The sequence below is a fragment of the Candidatus Andeanibacterium sp. genome (genome assembly GCF_057143545.1).
Window position 1 is genome coordinate 1 of sequence record NZ_DBNHSF010000207.1, and the last position, 3,782, is coordinate 3,782.

At 64.7% G+C, this 3,782-nt stretch carries 4 protein-coding genes; 3 read left to right on the plus strand and 1 reads right to left on the minus strand.

Features of this window, described 5'->3' with window-relative positions:
• From AC16XC_RS12120 to AC16XC_RS12130, 3 genes are all read left to right on the plus strand, one after another.
• Positions 1 to 356 (plus strand): hypothetical protein (locus AC16XC_RS12120; protein ID WP_484034919.1); only part of this gene is annotated, 356 nt, incomplete at its 5' end.
• A 55-nt stretch (positions 357 to 411) separates the two neighbouring features.
• Positions 412 to 1,467, plus strand: a complete 1,056-nt coding sequence (locus AC16XC_RS12125) for a hypothetical protein (RefSeq protein ID WP_484034916.1) — start codon at positions 412 to 414, stop codon at positions 1,465 to 1,467.
• Positions 1,464 to 2,048 carry a hypothetical protein gene (locus AC16XC_RS12130; protein ID WP_484034917.1) on the plus strand — a complete coding sequence of 195 codons (585 nt, stop codon included), beginning with the start codon at positions 1,464 to 1,466 and terminating at the stop codon, positions 2,046 to 2,048. Before AC16XC_RS12125 ends, AC16XC_RS12130 begins: the two co-directional genes overlap by 4 nt.
• A gap of 52 nt (positions 2,049 to 2,100) precedes the next feature.
• On the opposite strand, the gene AC16XC_RS12135 is transcribed toward AC16XC_RS12130, so the two are convergent.
• Positions 2,101 to 3,782, minus strand: a 1,682-nt coding sequence (locus AC16XC_RS12135) for a protein-disulfide reductase DsbD family protein (RefSeq protein WP_484034918.1), incomplete at its 5' end; no start/stop codon positions are given.

The following is a 3,782-nucleotide window of genomic DNA, read 5'->3' on the forward strand; positions in this document are numbered from 1 at the left end:
AGGGCTCCGAGAGTCGGCAGGTCGATCGAGGGCAAGCCGGGCACCCGCAAGCTGCGCTACGGCAAGACGCAGCGGAAGTGGCGGCGATGAACCGCTTCCTCGGCAAGCTCTTCTTCCGCGCGCTCGGGACGCTGTGCCTGGTCGCTGCGTTCGGCGCCGCCTGGGTCGGCTGGCAGGCGTGGAACGACTGGAATCCGGAAGCCTCGCCGGTCGGACTGGCCCTCGCCGGGGTCTTTATCCTCGGGATGATCTGGGCTGTCCGTTTCTGCTTCTCCCCGAAGCGCACGATGATCGAGGCACTCGATGCGATGGAAGGAACGGCAGGCGATTTGCCGCGGCGACGGGACGGGACTTGAGATTATCGAAAGCGGAACTGGCGACGCTGGTCAGCCCATGATAGCAGTTCAGCCGATGCGCCTGCTGCTTGCCCAGATCGCCTTGGCTTTGTGGCCTTTCCAGGCCTTCGCCTGCTCGCGGGAAGACGGCGAGGAATGGGACACGCCCAGCAATTTCGAACTGGTCCAGCAAGCGGACCTGATCGTACTTGGCCGGATCATCCAAGGGCCTGCCGATTTGGACGTCATCGATGCGTTGACGCTCGATCCGGTCGAGGTGCTGAAAGGCGATCTGAAGGATGAGCAGCTGATCGTCGGAGGGATGACTGATTGGAACGGCGAAGCGATCGCGCCGATCGTCACGCCGTTGGCCGAGAACCACTTCAGTTCGGGCTTGGGGGCCTGTATCCGAATGTTTTACCAACCCGATGAACTGGTGCTGGCAGTGTTCAAACGCAGCCCCGGGCCAGAAAACGAAGACGATTCCCACGCGCCATTCATACCGCACATCGATCCTTCGTCGCGCAACATTGAATCGGTTTCCGGGCCGAACGACATTTGGGTCGAGGCAGTAAAGCTCTACATCGCAATCGCGGCCACGCCGGGCGATCACCTTGCACAACTGGCCCGGGCGCGCGATGCGCTGCGTGCACGCGGCGATTTTGCAGGGAACGCGATTGCCAATGACATTGGCTGGGCCCTTTCCGATGACGAGACCTACGATTACTGGGATGCATTCAACCTGCCCACCGCCACGCTCGCTTTCCTGCGTGATCCAGTTGCTCGGGAGCAGGCCTCGCTCGTTTGCGCGCTGGAAGAAGGTGGCCTGCGGCTGATTACCCAACGCGGGGCGACATTCGAATTGATCGTTGGCGACACAGCTTTCACAGTGGCTGAAACGCAGGAAAGGGAACTGCCCGCGCCATTCGGCGAAACCGAGAAGCAGGTCATTCGGACCTCTTCGTTCTTAGACGAAACAGCGCTCCTTTCGCGCCTGGGGAGCAGGCATGAACAGGTCAGCCTCAAGATCGACGGAACGAATTTCGCTTCCGCTCCGCCGGGCGACGTATTGCTGCGCTTTTCCCAGCGCTGCAGCGAAATCCTCCAAGCGATTCCAGGCGAGGCCTCATGAGGAAGGGATTCCTAAACGGTCGGGCAGTGCTCGCAGCCGGGGTCCTCCTCGCCGCCTGCGATTCCGCGCCAGTCGAGCGCGTGCATTTGGCGGACGCCGGAGAGCAGGACCAATTCGTCCTCGCCCTCTCCCCCGACACCGAGGGCGCGCGCTGGAGCGACGATACCGACGGGTTGAGCATCGCCTTCGGCAAGGAAGGCGACAGGCCGTTACTTTCGCTCGCTTGCAAAATCGAGCCGGGACGGGTGCCGCGCTTGAGTATCATCCGCCACGCCGAAGCCGAGCCGGGAGCAAAGGCGCTGTTCGCGCTGTTGGGCAACGGGATTGCCGCACGGCTCAGGCTCGATGCCACGCTCTCGGACGAAGGCTGGCGCTGGGAAGGCAATCTGCCGGCCGCTGCAGGCGAGCTCGATGTCTTCACCGGCCCGCGCGCAATCGAGGCGACCCTGCCCGGTGCGGGGAGGCTGGAACTGCCCGCCAGCGCCATGCCGCGCGAATTCGTCGATTGGTGCAGGCGGGGCGGAAGCGATGCGCCAGACCCAGCCGTTCGTCCTGAGGAGGCCTTGAAGCCGGAAGGCTGAATGGCCGTCTCGAAGGACCAGTGCTTCGAGCCGGAGCCTCAGCACGAACGGTTTATCTGTTAGCAAGCTCCACGAGGCTGTCGGGCGTCAGCACCTGCGGCAATTGCTGGCCATCGCCATTGGCCGGATACCAGAGATAGAGTGGCACCCCGGCTGCGCCCTGCTCGGTCAGGAAACGAGTGATTGCGGGATCGCGGCGGGTCCAGTCGCCCCTGATCGCGATCACTCCGGCCTTCTCGAACGCCTGCCTCGTTTCCTCGCGTTCGATTGCCAGCCCCTCGTTGACCTTGCAGGTCAGGCACCAATCGGCGGTGAACCAGACGAATACCGGCTGGCCGCTGGCGCGCGCCTCGGCGAGCGCGGCTTCGCTGAAGGGTACGGTGGCGAGCACGCTCTCGCCCTGCTCGGCAGGTGCGGGGGCATAGGCCCTGGGCAAGGCCGCAAACGCCAATCCCGCAAGCACGACGGCGCCGAAAGCTGCAATCCTTCCGGCTTTCCGGCCCGCGCGCTGCTCGCGCCCGACCGCCCAAAGCGTCAGCAACAGGATTGCACCCAGCACGGCTGCCGCGATCGCATAGTTCGTCCCCCCCAACCGCCAGCACAGCCAAACCAGCGCCAGCGCGGTAAGCCCCATCGGCACCGCCATGATCCGCCGGAAAGTGTTCATCCAGGGGCCGGGCCTCGGCAACATGCGGCGCAAGGGAGGTACAAATCCCAAAAGCAGGAAAGGCAAAGCTATCCCCAGCCCCAGCACCGCGAACAGCAGCAACGCCTGTTCCGCCGGCAGCAACAGCGCCGCGCCCATCGCCGCGGCCATGAACGGCCCGGTGCACGGCGTCGCGACGAACGCCGCCAGCAGCCCGGTGGCAAAAGCGCCGAACGGCCTGTCGCTGGTGACCGACAGCGAGGGCAGTTCGAACAGGCCCGCGAAATTGGCGGTGATCGCGGTCGCCAGCACCAGCAGGAACACCACCACGCCCGGTTCCTGCAGCTGGAACGCCCAGCCGATCTCGTTCCCGGCCGCGCGCAGCGCGAGCATCAGCGCGCCCAGCGCGAGCGTGGCAAGGATCACACCCGCGGTATAGGCGAGCCCGTCCTTGCGTGCGTCGGCCTCGCTCTCGCTGGCCCTGGCAAGGCTCATCGCCTTGAGCGACAGGATCGGAAAAACGCAGGGCATGATGTTGAGCAGCAACCCGCCTGCCAGCGCCATGAGCAGCAGCACGGCCAGCGAAGACAACTCGCCCGTGCCGCCAAAGACAAGCCGGGTCCCGCCCGTCCCGACTTCGCCCGGATCGGCTTCGAAGCGAATTCCGCCCCCGGCATCGTCGAGCTTGAGGATTCCGGAGACCTTCGCAGGCGTCGCAACGCTATCGGACTTCAACGCGAGCTGGATGATCAGCTGGTCGCCATCGCGCCAGTATTCCTGGGGCGCGGCATAATCGACCAGTTCCTCGTTATCGAGAAACAAATGCGGCGCTTCGATCTGAAGCGAGGCAGGCAATGGAATGCTCACAAGCAGGCGGTTGCCGTCCGGCTGGAAGCTGCCCTTGCGGTCGATCAACGCGGGAATGGCGCTGCGCCAGGCATCGAAGCGCGGTTCGGCTGCGCCATCGCCACCAATCGCGATCGATGTCCCCAGCGAGGCACGTTCGGGAACGCAGACTTCGTCGGTGCAGGCAAGCCATTGGGCTTCGAGCGTGACCGGGACAACCGAGCCTTCGCGCGCATCGGCGG